Here is a 16,755-nt window from a genome sequence, read left to right on the forward strand (position 1 = left end):
CTTACAGGAATCTTACATTATTGTCATATAACAAAACAAAACCAGGTCATATTGCGACCTGGTTTACTCTGATTGCTTTGATCTTTGAGGTTGTCCTTTTTTACTGTTACGCTGTTTCACTTGAACAATGGGATCAAGCTCATTCGAAAATTCAGCGTTATGTCCATTTTGTGTTTTTTGTTCTGGGTTATTTTGATCTGAACGTTTCGCCACTACATTCACTCCTTATTAGTGCGGTGTAATAATCATTTGATGTTGCAATTGGCGAATCGCCATACGTGCTCTATTTAACTGCTCACGTTGCTCATCATTCGCATGTTGTTGCATCGTTTGTAAATCGTTATATGCTTGTTCTAATTGCAACTGCGCATCCGAATACTCCATCGTATTATAATGCTCTTGTCTCATGCCTTGTTCTAATTGTTCTTTCGCATATTCCACCGCTTGTTCCGCTTGTGTAATATACGATTCAAGTGATTGACGCTCTGCCATAATTGTCCCTCCTTGCTTCAATTCCCCTTTAGTGTGTCCCTTCCTTATGAACCTTATGAGTATGTTATAATGGATTTTGTGTTATTTTGACTCGGCTTAGGAGGGAAAGTAATGAAGGTTCAAAACCCTTTTCCATATACAAACGACAATAAACGTTATCATACATGGAATTACCATTTACGAAATGAATTTGGTGAAAAAATCTTTAAAGTTTCATTAGATGCTGGCTTCGATTGCCCGAACCGTGATGGTACAGTTGCTTATGGCGGTTGTACATTTTGCAGTGCTGCTGGATCTGGTGACTTCGCTGGCAATCGTCGCGATGATGTTATAACGCAATATCATGAAATGAAAGAAAAAATGCGCTCAAAGTGGAAAGACGGAAAATGTATCGCTTATTTCCAGGCGTACACAAATACACATGCACCACTTGAAGTGTTAAAAGAAAAATTCGAACCGCTTCTAGCAGAAAAAGACGTTGTCGGTCTTTCTATCGCAACTCGTCCAGATTGTTTACCAGACGATGTTGTTGCATATTTAGCGGACTTAAATAAACGCACATACCTTTGGGTTGAACTCGGACTACAAACTGTTCATGAACGAACTGCAAACCTTATTAACCGCGCTCACGATTATCCGTCTTATGTGGAAGGTGTAAATAAATTACGCAAGCATGGTATTCGAGTTTGCTCTCATATTATTAACGGCCTTCCACTTGAAGATTACGACATGATGATGGAAACAGCTCGTGAAGTTGCGAAGCTTGATGTACAAGGAATTAAAATCCACTTACTTCACTTATTAAAAGGAACACCAATGGTGAAACAATATGAAAAAGGACAACTAGAATTCCTTTCTCTTGAGGATTACGTAAATCTCGTTGTTGACCAACTTGAAATTATTCCAGAAGACGTAATTGTGCACCGTATCACAGGTGACGGTCCACCTGATTTAATGATTGGTCCAATGTGGAGCTTAAATAAATGGGAAGTATTAAATTCCATCGATGCAGAATTTGTACGCCGCGGAAGCTGGCAAGGAAAATATGCAAATGAGGAGAAACAAAAATGAAATTAGAACGTGTATTACCGTTTGCTCGCACTCTCTTGCAAACGGCAGTAAAAGAAGGCGATTACGCTGTAGATGCAACTTTAGGAAACGGCCATGACACTTGCTTCCTAGCTGAAATCGTTGGCGATAACGGAAAAGTATTTGGATTTGATATTCAAAAAGAGGCGATTGAAAGCTCAACAACTCGTCTAAAAGAAAAAGAACTTTTCGAACGTACTGTTTTAGTTCATGATAGTCACGATACACTCCTATCCGTATTACCAGAAGGTGCAAAAGGAAAAGTAACAGGCGCAATTTTCAACTTAGGTTACCTTCCTGGCGGAGACAAACATATCGTCACAAAACCGAACTCAACAATTTCAGCAATTGAACAATTACTAGAAGTAATGACGCCTCAAGGTATCATCGTCCTTGTCATTTACCACGGACATCCAGAAGGACAAGTAGAACGCGACGCTGTTCTCAAATTCGCCGAAGAACTAGACCAAAAACAAGCTCACGTACTGCGATATGGCTTCATTAACCAGCAAAATAACCCACCATTTATTGTGGCGATTGAGAAACGATAAAGTGAAACTTTAATCAGTGGGGGAATCCCCCACTGATTATTAGTTGAACCAATCGGGCATTTATGGGCAGTTTATCTCCCAACTAATTTCTTTGCTCCAGCCGAATTTTAAGGTGGGAGTTTTACTGCCCGTTAATGCGGGGTAATATATCAACGATTTTTTCGATATATATCTATCATAACTTACAATATATCAACGATTTCTCGGATATATCGATTGTTCGACAAAACGTAACAAAAAAGACGTGCATTCACTGCACGTCTTTTTATTATTTTCCTATATAATGGATATAAAAATTCTTAAAGGAGACGAAACAATGATTGGAATACTAGCAGGAATGGGACCAAAATCGACTGGGCCATTCGTCGATACAGTTGTAGCAAATTGCCAAACAATATACGGAGCAAAGCATGATATGGACTTTCCTCATATGATGATTTATTCATGTCCAACACCGTTTTACATGGATCGCCCTATTGATCACGAAGCGATGAAAAAAGCAATTATTGAAGGAGCACAAAAGCTTGAAAGTACTGGCGCAAGCTTTATCGCTATGCCGTGCAATACGGCGCATCTTTATTTCGAGGAATTACAGCATTCTCTGTCCATTCCAATTTTAAATATAGTCGATGAGACGTTACAAGCAATTCCTAAAAATACAAAAAGAGTCGCTCTTCTCGCAACAGAAGCGACAATCCAGGCTGGTATTTATCAAGACGGGATTGCAAAACGTAATATAGAGTACATTCATTATGAAAAATGGCAAACGATGATTAATCAAATTATTACGTATATTAAAAGCGGAGAAGTTGAAGAAGCTCGCAAATTATGGAGCGCACTCGTTGTGCAGTTGAAGGATGAAGTAGCTACCGCAATTATCGCATGTACTGATTTGAATGTTGTGGCTAGTGAGGATTTTGTTGATTCTTCTCAATGTCTTGCGAAAGCGGTTGTTAGGATGTACTTATCAAATATAAAGAGATCTTCATAAACATAGAAAACACTCCTTCTAAAATGTGTTTTATGTTTAATAAAAATCCCACAAACTTTTAACTTTCTTCACAATTCTTTCAAAGTAATCACACTTAATCTCGCTATATTAAAATGAGGAATTTATTCATATAGGGAAGGTTAGGGGAACTGAAAGTATGAAAGTAAATCGTTCGCTTCACTACATTTTTTGGCGTTGGCATTTTTATGCTGGGCTTTTTATTACGCCGCTTCTTATTACGTTGTCACTGAGTGGCATTGGGTATTTATTTCGGGAAGAGGTTGAAGATTTAATCTATAAAGATTTATATTTTGGGAAGAGCGCCCAAACAGAATCTATTTCGATGGCTGATTCTATTTCCTTAACAGAGAAAAAATATCCACATTATAGCGTGGCAAAAATTAGCGAGTTTAATGGGGATTATAATACGAGACTTACGATTGCAAATGAGTATACGGGACAACAAAAATATGTGTATTTAGATAGCAATAATCAAATTGTCGGAGATCAAAACGCAAGTGAAACGTTTGCCAATATAATGCGGGAATTACATAGTTCTCTTTTAGTTGGTGGCACTGTCATCAACTATACTGTAGAACTTGCGGCATGCTGGACAATATTCTTAATTGTGACTGGGTTGTACATGAGTATACGCCAATTCAAAAATACACCGGTATCCAATAAGCGAGAAAAAGCAAAACGACGTCATTCTATTATCGGTATTATATTTACAATTCCACTCGTTCTGCTAGTCGCATCTGGATTGCCATGGTCAGGATTTATGGGTAACCAAATTTATAAAATCGCATCGTCGAATGAATCGCTCGGATATCCGAAATTGTATATGGCGCCGCCTGAATCAAAGGTAAAAGAATTGCCATGGGCAACAAGAAAAGCAGCTCCTCCTGAATCGGATTCAAATGAACCGAAAGCTATTTCTGTCGATGAATTACAAAAAGGAATTGAAATAAAGAAGCCATACGTTATCTCACTACCAGCTGATTCGAAAGGCGTATTCACAGTTTCGAAATCAAGCGGTTCTGGTATTACAGGTATGCATGTTGCACCAAATGAAGAAATAACAGCTTACTTTAATCAATATAGCGGGGAACTCATTTCGAAAACAGACTATCGTGATTATGGATTACTTGCACAATGGTTCACTTACGGTATCCCGCTTCACGAAGGACATTTATTCGGATGGCCAAATAAAATATTATGCTTACTAACGACATTATCTTTATTACTTCTCATTTATTACGGAGTAAAAATGTGGTTAGCAAGAAAGCCGAAAGGAAAATTAGCAGCACCGCCAAAGCAAAGAGATAAGAAAAGCATATTCGTTTTCTTTATCATGATGGTTATACTAGGCGCTGTCATGCCTTTATTCGGACTATCTGTTTTAGTTATTTTTGCGATTGAACTTCTTATATATGTATTTTCAAAAATACGCTCATAGTAAAAAAGCATTTGTACTCCCTTGTACAAATGCTTTTTTATTTACTATTTTCTTTTTTTCTACCACTTATTAAAAAGACGATATCTACTATAATAATTACGCCAATTATTACCTGGGGCACATAATCCATCATAGTAGGACCACTTGGCCTATTCATCATCATATATATTCCAGTTACAAATGAAATGGAAAGTAGCACGAGTAATGTAACCTCAATATGGTCATATAGCTTTTGAAACAATCTCTTCATTTCCGCCACCACCTTTACCATATTATAACAAAGAAAACCACTCTACATGAGTGGTTTTCTTCATCACTGCGCCGTTTTCTTTCGGTACATCTTCCCGTTCCAATAGAAGAATCGTGAAGTGAGACCTCCGTATTTTACAATGCGCCGTGCCATTTTGTGCATATTCTTTTGTGCTGATACTTTTTGGTCTGATAAATAAATACCAAGTAATCCTCGGCTTATGAGACGATGAAACTTCGCATGAGGCAAATCACCAATGCTCTTCTCTGCTTCTTCTACAAAATGTTTCATACGATCTAATATCACTTGCTCGTTTTCGTAATAACTACAGAAATTTAAATCTCCGCCTATACGGTCTTCTTCCTGATCAATGAAATAATCAAGCAAAATATGAAGTCCTTGTACGTAAGGGAAGTATCCTTGTCTAATTTTCGCAATATCTTCATCATGTAATTCATCATGAAATGCATATGCGACAAGACAGAAAATTCCAAGTGTAGAACCGGCACATGCTGAAAATTCAAACCAACTCATCTCAGGTAAGTTTTCTTTATGTGCTTCAAACCAGTTTTTCAGGCGCGGCTCTCTTTCTTCTAATTTCACGTGTTTATGAATTTGCAAATCACAATAATAACAAGCAAGTTCATGAAGAACAGGAGCAATTTTGTCATAGTGCTTCGTTTTCTTTAAAACATCTTGGCATGTTTCAACAAGTTCATCTAAATAACCACCATCATCTTGATCATCACGATAACGATAATAATTACCGCCGCCTTCTACTTCAGGTGATAATGCCATTAACATCGATTCATGCAGTGCGGCAAAATCTTTTGGATCAAGTGATGTACTGCGATCACATAAATTATCTAAATAGTCGCTGATCGTTTGATACGCTACGATAAAATGAATACATTCTTCTCGGTGTTCATTTGCTAGCAGAGCTAAAATGCCACCGCCCTCACAATGAAACGTTTTATGCTCAATACTTGCGATTGCCTGACTATGAAGCTCATCATTCGGAATATGGTAGGCACGCTCTTTCCACATCGCTAGCTCATGGTGTACAACCGGAAACACATCACGGTATACTTTCGCCATGAGCGTTATGGGATTACTCGGTACGTTCACTTCTTCCTTCATCTCCTCTATTAAATGTACAAATAATGATTTATTTGTTTGTTTTTACTATATTATTGACATGCATTTCAGTAAATGACTGAATATAACTCAAAATTTCATCACGCTCATACTCATTTAATAGCTCGTGATAACAATTCGGCCATTCTTTAAAAGCCTTATCACTTATTTTAACATTATCAAACCAAGTGCGGACACGTGTTTTATCTACAAGTTTATCCTCACAAGCTTGCATTAGCAAGAGCGGAACATCTGGAAAATCATCTATTTTTTTATGAGCAATTTCGATAGACTTAATCAATTCACTATACCAACGTACTGATACTTTGCGCAAGAACAATGAATCATTCTCCATCGCGTCTCTCACTTCATGATTACGAGTTGACATTTCCACTGTAAGATTCGTTGCAAATTGCAATTTTGGAGCGATAATATTTAATATTTTTGAGGCAGCTTGAAGCGGTGCTGAAGGTCCAGTCACTACCCCTAAACATGGCGAACTTAAAATAATGCCGTCTACATCTTCTCTCTTCGTTTCTTGCATCATACGAATGACGATAAGACCGCCCATACTATGACCGAATAGAAAAATAGGTAACCGATACTTTCTTGCCTCTTTCACCCACAATTTAACTTCCTCTATGTATTCATCAAACGAATCAATATGTCCTCTATTTCTTGAAGTCGTTCCATGTGACGGAAGGTCCCCCATCACGACGTGGTAGCCGATATGATTCCACATTTCTGCAACAGCCTCGTAACGTCCGTGATATTCCATCGCGCCGTGCACAATAATGATTACAGCCTTTGCTTCCTCCGCTTCATAATTCCACATACGGACCTCCTCCATTTCACTCTTTTTCATAATTTGATACACTGAAACTAGTCTCTAGGAAAGGAAGGCTTTACATGATATATCCTTACAAAGAAAAAAATCCGAAAATTGCGAGTAGTGCTTTTATCGCTGATTATGTTACCATTACAGGCGATGTTTCCATTGGTGAAGAATCAAGTATCTGGTTTAATACAGTCATACGCGGTGATGTGTCACCAACAATCATTGGAGACCGAGTAAATGTACAAGACCAATGTACACTTCACCAAAGCCCGCAGTATCCTCTTATTTTAGAAGACGATGTTACCGTTGGGCATCAAGTTATTTTACATAGCTGTCATATTAAACAAGATGCTTTAATTGGAATGGGATCTATTATATTAGATGGTGCTGAAATTGGCGAAGGAGCCTTCATCGGTGCTGGAAGCCTCGTTTCACAAGGAAAGAAAATCCCGCCAAACACGTTAGCTTTCGGTCGCCCAGCGAAAGTCATTCGTGAGTTAACGGAGGAAGACCGTAAAGACATGGAGCGAATTCGCACACAATATGTTGAAAAAGGTCAGTATTATAAATCATTACAGAAGTAACTTTTCCAGCTGCCATTAAAGTGGCAGCTTTTTTTATAAAAACTAACTTTTTCTTTACAAAACATTATTACTCCCTCAATAAAATCTTATTAAAATAAAAGCTAATATCTCCATATATATGTAAGCAAGGGAGGAGAATTTTCATGAAGGCCAGTGGACTGTATAAAATAGAATGTTACATTTTCAAAGGAATTAACCGATACTTTGATCAAAAAACATTAAATATCTTTTTCAGCAATATTACTCATATAGGTGGTGCTACTTTCTCAATCGCACTCACACTGTTCTTTTTATTTTTTGCAAAAGGGACTTTGCATCAAACTGCAATCGCATCTGCTATTTCTTTAACAATTAGCCATATTCCTGTACAAATATTAAAAAGATGTTATCCACGAAAACGTCCTTATTTAACAATTCAGGATGCGAAATATCCAGTCCACCCATTAAAAGACCACTCTTTCCCGTCTGGTCATACAACAGCCGTTTTCTCTGTCCTTATTCCATTTATTTGTTATAATCCAAGTTTATTTGTTTTTTTATTACCGTTAGCATTATGCGTCGGTATTTCTCGCATTTATTTAGGACTTCACTATCCGTCAGATGTATTCGTCGGTATGTGCCTTGGCACTTGCTCTGGCATCATCTCTTTTTATCAATTCATCCCACTTTTCACATAAAGGAGTGATATGATGAGAGTCGCCATTTTTACCGATACTTTTACGCCACAAGTTAACGGGGTTGCGAAAACGTTAGAGCGAATAACACAATATTTTCAGAAAGAACAGATCGCCTATTCTGTTTTCGCCCCTCAGCATACAGCTGAAGATAATTTCGTGGCCAATGTGAACAAGATGAGAAGTATCCCGTTAACAATATTATATCCAGAATGTCGCTTTTCTTTTCCTACTCCGCGCATTAAACGAGAACTTCTTTCCTTTAAGCCTGACATTATTCACATTGCTACACCTTTCAACATGGGACTTTGTGGATTATATTATGCAAAAAAGTTAAACATCCCAGTTGTCGGTTCTTATCATACTGATTTCGATGCTTATTTACGCTATTACAAAATCGAATTTCTCTCTAATATGCTTTGGAACTATTTAAAATGGTTTCATAGCCATATGCAAAAAAATTTCGTTCCTTCTTTTGAAACGTTACACCAACTAAAAAATAAAGGCTTTCAGGCCCTATCCATTTGGGGACGTGGTGTAGATTGCACACTCTTTCATCCATCTTACAATACAGACCTATTCCGAAAAAAATATAATATTACAGCGAAGTATGTCCTTTCCTACGTTGGACGGATTGCCCCTGAAAAAGATATTGATACGTTGCAACACCTTATCGTCAAAACAGCCCATACTCGAAATGACATTCATTGGCTCATCGCAGGAGACGGTCCTCTAGCAACAAATTTACGTGAAGCTGTTCCGAAAGCAAATGTCACTTTTACTGGATATTTACAAGGTAAAGATTTAGCTGAAGTATATGCTTGTTCTAACATCATGATATTTCCATCTGCTACTGAAACGTTCGGAAATGTCGCACTCGAATCACTTGCATGCGGTACACCTGTCATCGGTGCAAATAGTGGTGGGGTTAAAAATATTATTGCAGATGGAAAAACAGGAATTCTTTGCCCGCCCAAACATGCGGATTCATTTCTATCATCCATCCATTCTTTATTGCGAAATGAAGAGCAGCTTATACAAATGGGCATAGCTGCTTCGTCTTATGCTAAAACAAAAAGCTGGGATGAGATTTTCCGTGGGTTACTTGACCAATATGAAGAAGTCCTTCAGCACACCGCATCAGAATTACTCGCTTAAACAGAAGAACTCCCTTCAACTAGATGAAGGGAGTTTATTACACAGTTATAAATTTTAGTTTCATAAATGATACATAAGGTTAAACATTGTTTTATTTCTATATTCATTATATCAAAAATAAACATAACTAAACAGACTTGTAATAAAAACCCATAAAAATTAATATATAGTTATACACTATTTTAACTGTATAGTGATTTTAAGAAATTCCCCTTAAAATCAACTTACTCACATACCTTTATACAGTAATTGTTCCCCAATTTCTGTATACAAAAAAACCTTTCATTCATTTGAAAGGTCTTTTTGAGCCTGCACATATTCTTCTTTCGTATTCACATTTATAAACCAATCCGCATTCGCTTGTACATCTTCACCAACAATATACTTCACATTACATTGTGATAAAAGCTGGCCCATACTTCTTTTTTCTTCCTGAAGCAAAGCATAAATCTTTTCTTTCACTCGATTATGATACGCTGCAAGTAACGGTTGTTTCCTTCCATTAATAATAGGTACAACCGCATCATATTCATTGCTCGTTTGCTCTAATAAAATGGTAAACCACTCATGCGAAACATTTGGCGCATCGCAAGGCATAATAGCGTACCAATCTGCTTCTATGTATTCCATACCTGATACAATGCCGGCCAGCGGTCCATTCCCTTTATAATGCGGGATATCTTCTATAACAGGAACTTGTACGAATTGCTCTACTCGCTCTTTTATATCAGTATGGCTAATTACTACAATGTCTTGCAAAGTATTTCCCATCACTTTCACAATATGCTCAACAAAAGTAGTTCCCTTCCAAATTGCTAACGCTTTCGGCTCACCAAATCTACTCGACATACCGCCCGCTAATACAATTCCAGCACACTTACTCATTGGCGATGCAGCTCAAATGTAATATGGCCTAATTCCGGTAAAATTAATTTATTCATCGCAAGTCGAACCGCTCCGCTAGACCCCGGCATCGAGAAAACTACTTTGCGCCCAATTGTACCACCAATCGCTCTACTTAACATTGCGCTGCTTCCGATATCTTCTAAATAACTAATCATACGGAACAGCTCACCAAATCCAACAATTTCTTTATCTAATAACGCTGATACTGCTTCAATTGTGACATCGCGTTTCGTAATACCAGTACCGCCATTTGTTAATACAACATCTACATCTTCCTTATGATAACCAGCTAACACTGCTTGCTGAATACTTTCTTTATCATCTTTTACAATTTCATAAGAAGTTACTTTATGTCCCGCTTCTTTTAACAATTCATGTAATAGTTGTCCGCTCTTATCTGTTTCTTCCGTACGTGTATCGGAAATCGTAACAATCTTGCAACGCACTTCTTTTGGAGCTTGTTTTTTATGTTCAGTTACACTCATTTTTTATCTTTCCTTTCTTAAAGACTTTTCTTCATTTTATCATACATACCTTTACACAATTATGTATGAAGCCAATCATGCGCCATGATACAATATAAGTATACTAACCCACAAAAAGGAAAGTGCAATTTCTTATACTCCTAGACTACACATCTTTAGCTACTCTTTATATTTTCTACATAATAGAATTCAATTTTAAAACTTGTACTAAAAAATAGATTGGAGGTCTACATAGTATGGAACTTTATAAAAAATTAACAACAACATTCATCCTCTTATTCGTCGCTTCCATCACTGTCGGCTTTTCCTTAAAAGGCGCAATTCCATACGCTACATTAGTAAGCATTATATTCGCGACACTATTTTTACTAAGTAGTGCCTTTTGCGCAAGTAAAGCACGTCAAATGAAAGGTTGATTACATATGTTCAAGAAGAAACCAATCCTTTGTAAATCATGTGAAAAAGAAATACAAACGTATGAAAAAGCGTGGATTCATATGCCATTTCCGGCAAATGGTATGACTAATATAAGAAAGTATATTGAACTAGAAGGACACATTTATTGTAGCTCGTGTATTGAAATAATGAACAAAAACTAGTAAATACAAAAGGTGGGCTTATATTGTTTGAATCAAACCGTATCCAGTTACGAAAGTTTTCCGAAGATGATATTCTAACGTATTATAAATGGCATAATGATATAGACGTTATGAGTTCAACTACCCTTAACCTTGATAAATATTCCTTACAAGATACAGAAAAACTTTGCCAGCAATTTATTCATTCTTCAAACTCTAAAAGCTATATCATTGAAGAAAAAGCTACGCATCTTCCAATTGGTATTACTTCTTTAATTCATATTGATTCGTATAATCGAAACGCTGAATGCATTATTGATATTGGTAAAAAGGATTACTGGGGGGAAGGAAGCTTTCACTTTATTATTGAATTATGCATTTTTAGAATTAAATTTACATCGCCTTTCTTTACGAGTATTTTCTTTCAACGAGAGAGCAATTAAATTATATAAATCACTCGGTTTTCAACATGAAGGAACTTGTAAAGAAGCTATATTCCGCAACGGCACTTGGCATGACATTGAACTCTTCGCTTTATTTCAACGTAATTATAAATAAAAAAAGCTTTGCGCTCACTGCGCAAAGCTTTTTTTCATATATTATAGACCAGCTTGCTCTTTTAAAGCTGCAGCTTTGTCTGTACGTTCCCATGATAGATCTACATCAGTACGTCCGAAGTGGCCGTAAGCTGCTGTTTGTTTGTAAATTGGGCGACGTAAGTCTAGCATTTTAATAATACCAGCTGGGCGAAGATCGAAGTTGTTACGAACTAGTTCTACTAATACGTCTTCAGATACTTTACCAGTGCCGAATGTATCAACTGAAATTGATACTGGTTGTGCTACACCAATTGCGTATGCAAGTTGTACTTCTGCTTTTTCAGCAAGACCAGCTGCTACGATGTTTTTCGCAACATAACGAGCTGCATATGCTGCAGAACGGTCAACTTTCGTTGCATCTTTACCAGAGAATGCACCGCCACCGTGACGAGCGTATCCACCGTAAGTATCAACGATGATTTTACGTCCTGTTAAACCAGCATCACCTTGTGGTCCACCAATTACGAAGCGGCCAGTTGGGTTAATGAAGAATTTCGTTTCTCCATCGATTAATTCTGCTGGTACTACAGCTTTAATTACGTGCTCTTTTAAGTCGCGATCGATTTCTTCCCATGTAACATCTGGGTGATGTTGTGTAGAAATTACGATAGTATCAACACGTACTGGTTTACCATTTTCATCATACTCAACTGTAACTTGCGTTTTTCCATCCGGACGTAGGTATGATAACGTATCATCTTTACGTACTTCAGTTAAACGGCGAGCTAATTTGTGAGCAAGCGAGATTGGAAGTGGCATTAACTCTTGTGTTTCATTACATGCGAAACCAAACATTAAACCTTGGTCTCCTGCACCAATTGCCTCAATCTCAGCGTCAGTCATTTGACCTTCGCGTGCTTCTAGCGCTTGGTCAACACCCATAGCGATGTCAGCAGATTGCTCATCGATAGATGTTAAAACTGCACAAGTTTCTGCATCGAATCCGTATTTTGCGCGTGTGTAACCAATGCCTTGAATTGTTTCACGAACGATTTTTGGAATATCTACGTAAGTAGAAGTCGTAATTTCCCCCGCTACCAATACTAAACCAGTTGTTACAGTTGTTTCACAAGCTACACGTGCATTTGCGTCTTTTGATAAGATCGCATCTAAAATTGAATCAGAAATTTGGTCACAAATTTTATCTGGATGTCCTTCAGTTACAGACTCAGATGTGAACAGATGACGTTTTTTTGTCATGTGGTAAACCTCCCTACAGTAATTGTATATATTGTACGGAACTCATCCTTAATTTGCCACAGATTGCGACATACATTTATTCTCCCACACAAGCATACAGAAAAACCTTTCCTACTTTATATAGAGGAAAGGTTTAATTTGCTACTTGCATACTGCTTTTTGCCCTTCGCTCTTATCGTTCGAGACCTGTAGCCTCGCACAGGTTTTAGCACCTATTCACCTGCATTTATCAATACAAGTGAGGTTGCTGGGCTTCATCGGGCCTGTCCCTCCGCCAGCTCGGGATAAGAGAGTATCCGTCCCAACCTATACTAAAGAAATGATATTCATTTGTCAATTAATATTCACATTTTCGTGAAAGTTTTTCTCAATGCGCCTAAAATGAAATATTAATAAGGAAATAATGTATTCACACAAACAAAAAGAAATAAATAGTATACATTATTTATATAATTGTGTTATACTATTGTTGGGGATTACGAGAAATATTTCATTAAATGAAAAGGATGGTATATAAATATGAGTACTGTGAATGTCCAAATTGGTTTACATGAATTATTGAACGGAAGCAATGCACAGATTCAACTAAGTGTTCCGCAATTAGTGGAAAAAGTATTAATGCGAAATGAAGGGAAATTAACTTCTACTGGTGCCGTTTCTGCTTCAACAGGAAAATATACAGGACGTTCTCCTAAAGATAAATTTATTGTGAAAGAAGCATCGGTTGCTGACAAAATTGCTTGGGGAGCTGTAAACCAACCGATTTCTGAAGAACATTTTAATAAATTATATACTAAAGTTTTAGAATACTTAAAAGAAAAAGAAGAGTTATTCGTCTTCAAAGGATTTGCAGGCGCTGACCGCAATTACCGCCTACCAATTCAAGTTATTAATGAATATGCATGGCACAATTTATTTGTACATCAATTATTCATTCGTCCAACTGAAGAAGAATTAACAACCCATGAGTCAGGGTTCACAATTGTTTCTGCACCGAACTTCAAAGCTGATCCAGCTGTTGACGGTACAAACTCTGAAGCATTCATTATGGTTTCATTCGAAAAACGTATTGTACTAATTGGTGGTACAGAATACGCTGGAGAAATGAAAAAATCAATCTTCTCTATTATGAATTTCTTACTACCTGAACAAGATATTCTTTCTATGCATTGCTCTGCAAACGTAGGTGAAGAAGGTGACGTAGCACTATTTTTCGGTTTATCTGGAACAGGTAAAACAACTTTATCTGCTGATCCAAACCGTAAATTAATTGGTGATGATGAGCACGGTTGGTCTGATAACGGTGTATTCAATATTGAAGGCGGTTGCTACGCAAAATGTGTAAACCTTTCTCACGAGAAAGAACCACAAATTTTCGATGCAATCAAATTTGGATCTGTTTTAGAAAACGTTATCATTAATGACCAAACGCGTATCGCAGACTACAACGATACTACTTTAACAGAAAATACTCGTGCTGCATACCCTATGCATGCGATCGACAATATCGTACTGCCAAGTGTTGCTGGACACCCAAATACCATCATTTTCTTAACTGCTGATGCATCTGGCGTATTGCCTCCAATCAGTAAGTTATCAAAAGAACAAGCTATGTATCATTTCTTAAGTGGTTACACTAGTAAACTAGCAGGAACAGAGCGCGGTGTTACATCTCCGCAAGCTACATTCTCAACTTGCTTCGGTTCACCATTCTTACCACTTGATGCATCTCGCTACGCTGAAATGCTTGGTGAAAAAATCGAGAAACACGATGCGAAAGTATTCTTAGTAAACACTGGCTGGACTGGTGGCGAATACGGCGTTGGTAAACGTATGAACTTAGGTTACACTCGTGCAATGATTCAAGCAGCATTAAGCGGCGAACTTGCAAAAACTGAAACAGCTAAACATGACATCTTCGGTCTTGAAGTTCCACTTCACGTACCAGGTGTACCTGACGAAGTGTTAATGCCTGAACAAACTTGGGCTGATAAAGCTGCTTACAAATCAAAAGCAATCGAGCTTGCAAATGAATTCAAAGAGAACTTCAAAAAGTTCGAAAGCGTTTCTGAAGATATTATTAACTTAGGCGGCCCAATCGCTTAAATTAAAAATTTCTGTTGGAATAACCCTTTACTCATATGAATAAGTGTCGTGTAAACGTAAAGTTTCGCGTACTCACCGACAAAACCCAATGCGGCTTAACGGTTACACACACTTACATAAAAAAGAAGCTTACGTGAAAACGTAAGCTTCTTTCTATATCTTATATAAAGTGAAACGTTAATCTCTTGATCTGTGACTTAAATCATAAAATGGCATGCCAACATCTATAATTTTACAGAAAATTCAATTTATATTTATTCGTTTTTAGTTTTTTTATGATACAATTTACATATACAGGAAAGGGTGAGACCTATGAAAAATTTTTCTCGTACAGGAAAAATTTTATTCAGTTATGGAGCGATTCAAGTTTTTTGGGGACTTGTAATGCTTAACGTTAATTTATTTGAGCATACAAGTGAAACGATAAAATATATTATTCTAATTACCGGAATAGTTTGCTGTCTTATATCCAACTTTTTTAAAGAAGCTAAGAGTCATACTAATACGTAATTTCATGTTAACTTATTGGAAGCAGAAACCTGTATTTTATGTAAAGTTATGCTTCCTGCTGTACTATCCATCACTGAATCACTTATCCCAGAGTAAACCCATTTCAACAGAGACAAATCATGGCTTCGAACATATAAATTATATCCCTACTCACTACATCTCTCGGGTTTCACATCACATGGGGCTAAAAAAGGCCCTGACCGCTTCTATCCGTGGCTGGATCATCTATTCCATCTAAAAAGAATTCTTTTATCTTTTTTAGCTCTTTGTTAGTTCTTTCTCATCTTTCCCTAAATTCACAACGATTAAGAAATAACCACCCATAATCCCTACTGCAAATGCCCACATAACCATGTGGTGCTCAATTTCGTACATAATAATAGCACCCAAAATGGCAGCTGCAAAACGGTTAAACATACCGAGTGTCGGTGCTTTAGTCTTCTTTACAATACTATCTCCAAGCTTCTCAATTCTTCTCCCTAAAAGCCAAACGCAATACATACTTACAATAAGCCCAATTCCAGCGCCTAAAAAGTGTGCTGAAAACGGTGTTAACATCCATCCTAGTAACAAAATACCTAGTATATAATACGATTGGATTTTAAATGATCTTAGTGACATACTAATCATGCTGTACCTCTCTTCATTCGTTCTTATCTATCCAACAAAAAATTTCTTTCAAATTCATATTCCTTAAATCCATTTCATTTAAATTAAAAACAACATAAACAGTATGTTTATGTTGTTTAAATGTTTTTAGAAAATAATATTATACAAGATTTCAAACATCATATTCTCATATTTTGTGACGTTTTTTCAAACTTTTTTCGTCCATTTATGAAAAAAATGATATCAATCTATGAACATACGGATATGATGTAATAAGCACACAAATAAAGGGGGCGTCTAATGATTTATTTTTTAATGGCTCTCATTCACCTCATTATCCCTGCACTTATTGGACTTTCATTGTATTGGTACACGAAAAATCATAGCATTTTTTACGCTGTCCTCGGTGTTCTTCTTCCAGGTATTATTCTTATTACACTCTTCCGTATTCCATTTTTAAACTTAATTCCACTTATTACTGCTATCTTATTTCTCATCTTCTTACCAAAAATAAAAAAATAGGAAAGCAGATCATAGGT

General features: G+C 36.9%; 21 protein-coding genes, 1 pseudogene and 1 riboswitch. Of the genes and pseudogenes, 13 read left to right on the top strand and 9 right to left on the bottom strand.

The annotated features are described in order from the left end of the window. Positions 1-63: 63 nt before the first annotated feature. Both F3I02_RS08400 and F3I02_RS08405 read right to left on the bottom strand, forming a co-directional pair. Positions 64-213 (bottom strand): hypothetical protein, encoded by a 150-nt coding sequence (locus F3I02_RS08400; protein ID WP_001129341.1) that lies wholly within the window; start codon positions 211-213, stop codon positions 64-66. Positions 214-228: 15 nt separating this feature from the next. Then, positions 229-492 (bottom strand): YtzC family protein, encoded by a 264-nt coding sequence (locus tag F3I02_RS08405; protein WP_000840871.1) that lies wholly within the window; start codon positions 490-492, stop codon positions 229-231. Between the two features lie 111 nt (positions 493-603). Between F3I02_RS08405 and mnmL the strand changes: the two genes are divergently transcribed. The 4 genes from mnmL (at position 604) to F3I02_RS08425 (ending at position 4,582) form a co-directional block, all read left to right on the top strand. Then, complete coding sequence (mnmL, locus tag F3I02_RS08410; protein ID WP_000868042.1) at positions 604-1,563, top strand: tRNA modification radical SAM protein MnmL/YtqA; 960 nt, start codon at positions 604-606, stop codon at positions 1,561-1,563. After that, positions 1,560-2,132, top strand: a complete 573-nt coding sequence (gene mnmM / locus F3I02_RS08415; protein WP_000764494.1) for a tRNA 5-(aminomethyl)-2-thiouridylate-methyltransferase MnmM — start codon at positions 1,560-1,562, stop codon at positions 2,130-2,132. Before mnmL ends, mnmM begins: the two co-directional genes overlap by 4 nt. Before the next feature lie 316 nt (positions 2,133-2,448). Next, positions 2,449-3,123: an aspartate/glutamate racemase family protein gene (locus tag F3I02_RS08420; protein WP_196477824.1), complete on the top strand. Its 675-nt coding sequence runs from the start codon at positions 2,449-2,451 to the stop codon at positions 3,121-3,123. A 157-nt stretch (positions 3,124-3,280) separates the two neighbouring features. Continuing rightward, positions 3,281-4,582, top strand: a complete 1,302-nt coding sequence (locus tag F3I02_RS08425; RefSeq protein WP_196477825.1) for a PepSY-associated TM helix domain-containing protein — start codon at positions 3,281-3,283, stop codon at positions 4,580-4,582. A gap of 37 nt (positions 4,583-4,619) precedes the next feature. On the opposite strand, the gene F3I02_RS08430 is transcribed toward F3I02_RS08425, so the two are convergent. The 3 genes from F3I02_RS08430 to F3I02_RS08440 form a co-directional block, all read right to left on the bottom strand. Then, entirely contained in the window at positions 4,620-4,832 is a 213-nt protein-coding gene (locus F3I02_RS08430; RefSeq protein ID WP_000825350.1) for a hypothetical protein, read from the bottom strand. A gap of 63 nt (positions 4,833-4,895) precedes the next feature. Next, positions 4,896-5,960, bottom strand: coding sequence for a tetraprenyl-beta-curcumene synthase family protein (locus F3I02_RS08435; protein WP_196477826.1), 1,065 nt, complete (start codon positions 5,958-5,960; stop codon positions 4,896-4,898). Positions 5,961-6,000: 40 nt separating this feature from the next. After that, complete coding sequence (locus tag F3I02_RS08440) at positions 6,001-6,804, bottom strand: alpha/beta hydrolase (RefSeq protein WP_000267406.1); 804 nt, start codon at positions 6,802-6,804, stop codon at positions 6,001-6,003. A gap of 74 nt (positions 6,805-6,878) precedes the next feature. On the opposite strand from F3I02_RS08440, the gene F3I02_RS08445 reads away from it, so the two are divergent. From F3I02_RS08445 to F3I02_RS08455, 3 genes are all read left to right on the top strand, one after another. Beyond that, entirely contained in the window at positions 6,879-7,391 is a 513-nt protein-coding gene (locus tag F3I02_RS08445; protein WP_000640201.1) for a gamma carbonic anhydrase, read from the top strand. 143 nt (positions 7,392-7,534) lie between these two features. Beyond that, positions 7,535-8,068, top strand: coding sequence for a phosphatase PAP2 family protein (locus tag F3I02_RS08450; RefSeq protein ID WP_000647632.1), 534 nt, complete (start codon positions 7,535-7,537; stop codon positions 8,066-8,068). A gap of 12 nt (positions 8,069-8,080) precedes the next feature. Next, entirely contained in the window at positions 8,081-9,223 is a 1,143-nt protein-coding gene (locus F3I02_RS08455) for a glycosyltransferase family 4 protein (RefSeq protein ID WP_196477827.1), read from the top strand. A 282-nt stretch (positions 9,224-9,505) separates the two neighbouring features. Here F3I02_RS08455 and F3I02_RS08460 read toward each other — a convergent pair whose 3' ends face one another. Together F3I02_RS08460 and F3I02_RS08465 are read right to left on the bottom strand one after the other, a co-directional pair. Next, positions 9,506-10,108, bottom strand: a complete 603-nt coding sequence (locus F3I02_RS08460) for a molybdenum cofactor guanylyltransferase (RefSeq protein WP_000030830.1) — start codon at positions 10,106-10,108, stop codon at positions 9,506-9,508. Continuing rightward, complete coding sequence (locus F3I02_RS08465; protein ID WP_000117124.1) at positions 10,105-10,614, bottom strand: MogA/MoaB family molybdenum cofactor biosynthesis protein; 510 nt, start codon at positions 10,612-10,614, stop codon at positions 10,105-10,107. Before F3I02_RS08465 ends, F3I02_RS08460 begins: the two co-directional genes overlap by 4 nt. A gap of 236 nt (positions 10,615-10,850) precedes the next feature. Between F3I02_RS08465 and F3I02_RS08470 the strand changes: the two genes are divergently transcribed. The 3 genes and pseudogenes from F3I02_RS08470 (at position 10,851) to F3I02_RS08480 (ending at position 11,750) form a co-directional block, all read left to right on the top strand. After that, the gene (locus F3I02_RS08470; protein WP_000424808.1) at positions 10,851-11,030 is read left to right on the top strand and encodes a hypothetical protein; all 180 of its coding nucleotides are present in this window, start codon (positions 10,851-10,853) and stop codon (positions 11,028-11,030) included. Between the two features lie 6 nt (positions 11,031-11,036). Further along, on the top strand, positions 11,037-11,213 hold the full coding sequence (locus tag F3I02_RS08475; RefSeq protein WP_000473607.1) for a hypothetical protein: 177 nt from the start codon (positions 11,037-11,039) through the stop codon (positions 11,211-11,213). A gap of 23 nt (positions 11,214-11,236) precedes the next feature. Next, positions 11,237-11,750 (top strand): annotated as a pseudogene (locus F3I02_RS08480) (GNAT family N-acetyltransferase). 41 nt (positions 11,751-11,791) lie between these two features. Here F3I02_RS08480 and metK read toward each other — a convergent pair. Then, on the bottom strand, positions 11,792-12,991 hold the full coding sequence (gene metK, locus F3I02_RS08485) for a methionine adenosyltransferase (RefSeq protein WP_000163115.1): 1,200 nt from the start codon (positions 12,989-12,991) through the stop codon (positions 11,792-11,794). Between the two features lie 169 nt (positions 12,992-13,160). Next, positions 13,161-13,282, bottom strand: a riboswitch (SAM riboswitch). 228 nt (positions 13,283-13,510) lie between these two features. Here metK and pckA point away from each other — a divergent pair. Together pckA and F3I02_RS08495 are read left to right on the top strand one after the other, a co-directional pair. Further along, on the top strand, positions 13,511-15,097 hold the full coding sequence (gene pckA, locus F3I02_RS08490) for a phosphoenolpyruvate carboxykinase (ATP) (RefSeq protein ID WP_000108811.1): 1,587 nt from the start codon (positions 13,511-13,513) through the stop codon (positions 15,095-15,097). A 312-nt stretch (positions 15,098-15,409) separates the two neighbouring features. After that, complete coding sequence (locus tag F3I02_RS08495; protein ID WP_000788123.1) at positions 15,410-15,607, top strand: hypothetical protein; 198 nt, start codon at positions 15,410-15,412, stop codon at positions 15,605-15,607. A gap of 258 nt (positions 15,608-15,865) precedes the next feature. On the opposite strand, the gene F3I02_RS08500 is transcribed toward F3I02_RS08495, so the two are convergent. Beyond that, entirely contained in the window at positions 15,866-16,237 is a 372-nt protein-coding gene (locus tag F3I02_RS08500) for an ATP synthase subunit I (RefSeq protein WP_196477828.1), read from the bottom strand. A gap of 279 nt (positions 16,238-16,516) precedes the next feature. On the opposite strand from F3I02_RS08500, the gene F3I02_RS08505 reads away from it, so the two are divergent. After that, positions 16,517-16,738, top strand: a complete 222-nt coding sequence (locus F3I02_RS08505) for a hypothetical protein (protein ID WP_000639042.1) — start codon at positions 16,517-16,519, stop codon at positions 16,736-16,738. Positions 16,739-16,755 lie beyond the last annotated feature (17 nt).

Source organism: Bacillus sp. SRB3LM (assembly GCF_015712745.1).
Lineage (GTDB): Bacteria > Bacillota > Bacilli > Bacillales > Bacillaceae_G > Bacillus_A > Bacillus_A thuringiensis_K.

Bases quoted from the DNA above. Each gene is read 5' to 3' on its own strand.
- F3I02_RS08405 (WP_000840871.1), bottom strand. From the start codon at position 492: ATGGCAGAGCGTCAATCACTTGAATCGTATATTACACAAGCGGAACAA.
- mnmL (WP_000868042.1), top strand. From the start codon at position 604: ATGAAGGTTCAAAACCCTTTTCCATATACAAACGACAATAAACGTTAT.
- mnmM (WP_000764494.1), top strand. From the start codon at position 1,560: ATGAAATTAGAACGTGTATTACCGTTTGCTCGCACTCTCTTGCAAACG.
- F3I02_RS08420 (WP_196477824.1), top strand. From the start codon at position 2,449: ATGATTGGAATACTAGCAGGAATGGGACCAAAATCGACTGGGCCATTC.
- F3I02_RS08425 (WP_196477825.1), top strand. From the start codon at position 3,281: ATGAAAGTAAATCGTTCGCTTCACTACATTTTTTGGCGTTGGCATTTT.
- F3I02_RS08430 (WP_000825350.1), bottom strand. From the start codon at position 4,832: ATGAAGAGATTGTTTCAAAAGCTATATGACCATATTGAGGTTACATTA.
- F3I02_RS08440 (WP_000267406.1), bottom strand. From the start codon at position 6,804: ATGTGGAATTATGAAGCGGAGGAAGCAAAGGCTGTAATCATTATTGTG.
- F3I02_RS08445 (WP_000640201.1), top strand. From the start codon at position 6,879: ATGATATATCCTTACAAAGAAAAAAATCCGAAAATTGCGAGTAGTGCT.
- F3I02_RS08450 (WP_000647632.1), top strand. From the start codon at position 7,535: ATGAAGGCCAGTGGACTGTATAAAATAGAATGTTACATTTTCAAAGGA.
- F3I02_RS08455 (WP_196477827.1), top strand. From the start codon at position 8,081: ATGAGAGTCGCCATTTTTACCGATACTTTTACGCCACAAGTTAACGGG.
- F3I02_RS08460 (WP_000030830.1), bottom strand. From the start codon at position 10,108: ATGAGTAAGTGTGCTGGAATTGTATTAGCGGGCGGTATGTCGAGTAGA.
- F3I02_RS08465 (WP_000117124.1), bottom strand. From the start codon at position 10,614: ATGAGTGTAACTGAACATAAAAAACAAGCTCCAAAAGAAGTGCGTTGC.
- F3I02_RS08470 (WP_000424808.1), top strand. From the start codon at position 10,851: ATGGAACTTTATAAAAAATTAACAACAACATTCATCCTCTTATTCGTC.
- F3I02_RS08475 (WP_000473607.1), top strand. From the start codon at position 11,037: ATGTTCAAGAAGAAACCAATCCTTTGTAAATCATGTGAAAAAGAAATA.
- metK (WP_000163115.1), bottom strand. From the start codon at position 12,991: ATGACAAAAAAACGTCATCTGTTCACATCTGAGTCTGTAACTGAAGGA.
- pckA (WP_000108811.1), top strand. From the start codon at position 13,511: ATGAGTACTGTGAATGTCCAAATTGGTTTACATGAATTATTGAACGGA.
- F3I02_RS08495 (WP_000788123.1), top strand. From the start codon at position 15,410: ATGAAAAATTTTTCTCGTACAGGAAAAATTTTATTCAGTTATGGAGCG.
- F3I02_RS08500 (WP_196477828.1), bottom strand. From the start codon at position 16,237: ATGATTAGTATGTCACTAAGATCATTTAAAATCCAATCGTATTATATA.
- F3I02_RS08505 (WP_000639042.1), top strand. From the start codon at position 16,517: ATGATTTATTTTTTAATGGCTCTCATTCACCTCATTATCCCTGCACTT.